Annotated in this window: 4 protein-coding genes; all 4 read right to left on the bottom strand. The window is 63.7% G+C overall.

The annotated features are described in order from the left end of the window. Positions 1-34: 34 nt before the first annotated feature. On the bottom strand, positions 35-190 hold the full coding sequence (locus RN01_RS33930) for a hypothetical protein (protein WP_156149780.1): 156 nt from the start codon (positions 188-190) through the stop codon (positions 35-37). Beyond that, positions 187-1,749, bottom strand: coding sequence for an efflux RND transporter periplasmic adaptor subunit (locus tag RN01_RS15930; RefSeq protein WP_017515126.1), 1,563 nt, complete (start codon positions 1,747-1,749; stop codon positions 187-189). The genes RN01_RS33930 and RN01_RS15930 overlap by 4 nt, the downstream gene beginning before the upstream one ends. Then, complete coding sequence (locus tag RN01_RS15925) at positions 1,746-3,053, bottom strand: TolC family protein (RefSeq protein WP_024569968.1); 1,308 nt, start codon at positions 3,051-3,053, stop codon at positions 1,746-1,748. The genes RN01_RS15930 and RN01_RS15925 overlap by 4 nt, the downstream gene beginning before the upstream one ends. A gap of 72 nt (positions 3,054-3,125) precedes the next feature. After that, positions 3,126-3,512 (bottom strand): hypothetical protein, encoded by a 387-nt coding sequence (locus tag RN01_RS34645; protein WP_029700237.1) that lies wholly within the window; start codon positions 3,510-3,512, stop codon positions 3,126-3,128. Positions 3,513-3,580: the final 68 nt, after the last annotated feature.

Raw genomic sequence — 3,580 nt, 5'->3', positions numbered from 1 at the left:
AGCGTGTACTGCGCCCGCTTTGTCTTGCTTGTCATCACATCTCTCCTTGCTTCAGTTTAACCTCAGCAAGGGATTCGTTTTGCGGGGGCAAGCTCAGTACCGCCCAGAGGCCCCATGCGGTCACCATGACAGTGGCGAGCAGCACCAGGAAACGATTGCGGATGGAGGCGAGAATGAGTCGGGCAATCATCGCGTCGCTCCAGCATCAGCGACGGCCGATTCGACCGTGGATAGGGTTGCCACGCCGTCCTTGTCCAGTCGGAAGCGAAACCGGACCTGATCTCCAGGCTTAAATCCCTTGGGCATGCCGGCTGGCGGCGCGCCGAACTCCATGGTCATGGCACCCCACTGCGCCGATGGAATGGGGCCGTGGGAGATCGTCATGCTCTGCTCGGTGACGGTCTCAATTCGGCCGACGCCTTGATGTTCCGGTCCGGACGCTGCTGCGGCGCCAGCGCCCGACGCGGCCGTGGGCGCGCTCATGCGCTGTGCGGTGCCGCGCAGGCTTGCCTCTGAGTCGATCAGGAACTGTCCGGACACGACCACCTCCTCGCCCGCTTTGAGGCCCTCAATGATTTCGGTTTGGCCACCCGCAGCCGCGCCGGTCTTGACTTCGACTGGGTTGAATCCGCCTTGGCCGGATGCCACCATCGCGATCGTGCGCGTACCGGTGCGAATCAACGCCTCGGTTGGCACCAGCAGGCGATCCGGTCCTGGCCCGGCGTCAAAGCGCACCGATACAAACATGCCGGGCAGGAGCCGACGCGCTTTGTTCTGCAACTCGATGCGGACCTTGACTGTGCGGGTGCCGGCGCTGATGTCCGGCAGGATGGCATCGACCTTGCCCGCCAGTGGGTCGCCGGGCCAGGCTGCCGCCGTGGCGGAGACCGGCTGGCCGGGGCGCAACGGGGCCGCCTGGCTCTCAGGCACCTCGGCGATGACCCACACAGTTGCAAGGCTCGCGATACGGAAGAGAGTCGTCCCCGCGGAGACCGTCATGCCATCGCGCGCACCGACCTCGGTGACGATGCCGTCAACCGAACTGGCGATCGTTAGCTGTGGCTGCAGTTTGCCGGTGGACTGCACTAACCGGATATGGCTTTCGGTCATGCCGACCTGACGCATGCGCGCAATCGCGGCCTCACGCAGGTCCTGCTGTATGCTGCCGTCCATCCGGCTAACCGCCAGGTACTCTTCTTGAGCGGCGACCCACTCTGGCGCGTAGATTTGCGCAAGCGCTTGGCCTTTGCGGACCGGATCAAGGGTGGTCCGGGCATAGGCGGCTTCCACGAATCCGCTAGTACGAGCCTGCAATACTTCGATGCCGCGTTCATTGATCGCGACATTGCCTGGTACCTGTAAAGCCGCCTCCAGTCGGCCAGTTTTCACCTCGGCCGTACGAATGCCGAGATTCTGGGTTACGCGGCTGTCAATTGTGACGGCCGCGCCGGCGCTGGCTTCTTCATACACAGGTGACAACGGCATGTCCATGTACGGCGACTTGCCCGGCTTGTCAAAGCGCTGTCCCGGCACCATCGGGTCGTGCCAGTAGAGTATGCGCTTGCCGGTCTTCCGGTCGATGTCGCCCGCCTTGAGCGTGACACCGCTGGCGCTCATGGCGTCGCTGTCGGAGCTTGCCGATTCGTGCGCCTGCTGACGCCCTTGCTGTTGACCGAGATAGTAAGCTAACCCAACGCTTGTCAGCACCATCAGGCCTGTCACGGTCCGGGCAATCGTGATCTTGTTCATGGTTGAGCTCCTTGCAGCGACGGATTCTGGGCGGCAGTGGGTAACGGCATCAGGAAGGTCAATTCGGCCCAGAGCCGGGCGCTAGAAGCCTCAAGCTGCAGGCGCTCCAGCGAGATGTTGAGCGCCTTGCGGCTGGCATCGGCGACAGCGGTTAGGGTGCCGGCTCCCGTGCGATAGGCCGTCATGGCTGCTTCGGTCTGGGCCTTGGCCAGCGGCACGGTGGCGCTGCGAAAGCGCTCGATCCGCACCTGGTTGAGCCCCAGCTCTTCTTGCCTGCCGCGCAACTGTCCAATCAAGCTGCGGCGCACGACTTCGGATTGCGCACGCGCCGCATCGGCCTGGGCCAGCTTCGCGGCCAACTCCCGATCCTGGCGGTGCTTCTGGTCCCACGGAAGCGGTAGTGAGACGTTGAGCGACACCATGTTGGAATAGGCGGGGCCGCGCTGGCTGTACATCAGCTCTACGCTTACGTCGGGAATTTTGTTCTCCCGTGCGACGCGGCCTTCTGCTTCCGCGATGGCTACTAGAGCATCGGCGGTTGCCACGTCGGGCAACTGCGCCACGCCGTCGGCATCCAGTGTCTTGAGCCAGGCCGGAGCCTCCAGGCCCGGGCGTTCGCCCAGGGGGCGCTCTGCGGCCTCGCCGACCCAGCGGCGCAACATCGCGCGGGCCGATGCCAGCGTGGCGTGCGCCTCGTCTTCGCGATCCTGCAGTTGCCTGAGTTCCAGTTCAGCGGTCAGGATGTCGGCGCGGGAACCGCGGTTGCCACGATAGGCAGCCTGCGCCGCTTCAACCATCAGTTTGATGGACTGTGCCTGTTCGGTGAGCACGCTGTAGACGCGTTCAGCGTACCAGCTGTCCAGCCAGGCCGTTGCGGCGCCGCGCTGCACCGTGGCGAGCGCCGCCGTACGCTGAGCCTCTGCCGACGAGGCCTCGGCCTCGAAACGCTGAGCGCGAGCCTCGCGCTTCGCTGACCGGGTGAATTCCTGCATCACGCTGATCGAGCGCATCGTCATTGATTCCGTTCCGAGGGTAAACCGGTCGGGTCCGTTCGCCGGCACGTTATTGACTCCGACTTTCAGCACTGGGTCCGGCAATTGCCGGCCAGCGACCGCCATCTCGATGGCAGACTGGACCGCCGAGCGCGATGTTTCGGCATCCGTCGAGCGGGACGACGCAAGCGCCACCGCTTCCTGCAAGGAGAGTGCAGCCGCAGGTTGGGCCCAGACGGAATGGGCAGCGGACAATAGCGCAAGGGCGAGTGTCAGCTGGCACCCAGACGCAAAGGGAGAAAGCAAATGCATATAGCCTCCGCAAAACAACGACCACCCTGAACGCCATGGTTCAAGGCACGAGAGTAGGCGTTGCTTCGGCGGCTAGTTTCGGAAACAGCAGTGGAGAATGGGAAGGGGGCGAGGGGGGGGCCGTGGAACCGCGTCTGCATAGGCCGCTCGCTGGATGGTGAGTACCGGCACCAACGCTGGCTCAACGAAATTGACGAGCACGGGCTGGAACGAAGGAATCTGCGGGCTGGCATGGTCGGCCGACTTGGAGCCAAACTGGCAGTGCTCCAAACACAAGCCATCATGGGCAGCAGGCGCTTTGGCCTTCTGCGTCATATCCGGACAGGACTCTGTCATGCCGGCCATGACCGCCATCCTTTCCATCGAATACCGGCTGCCCGCACAGGCGTAGGCCGCCGCTGCCAGCTGAACTGTCAGGAATATACTCAACTGCGTATTTCGGGGCGCGTGATCAGCGATTTCGGGGGAACGTGATCACCTGTTTCGGCGGGAAGCTGATCGCTGGTTTCGGCGGAACGTGATCACTT

Origin of the sequence: Cupriavidus sp. SHE (assembly GCF_000812445.1) — a bacterium.
GTDB lineage: Bacteria > Pseudomonadota > Gammaproteobacteria > Burkholderiales > Burkholderiaceae > Cupriavidus > Cupriavidus metallidurans.
The sequence above is the reverse complement of the archived record's forward strand: the minus strand, read 5'-3'. Positions and strand labels throughout refer to the sequence as shown.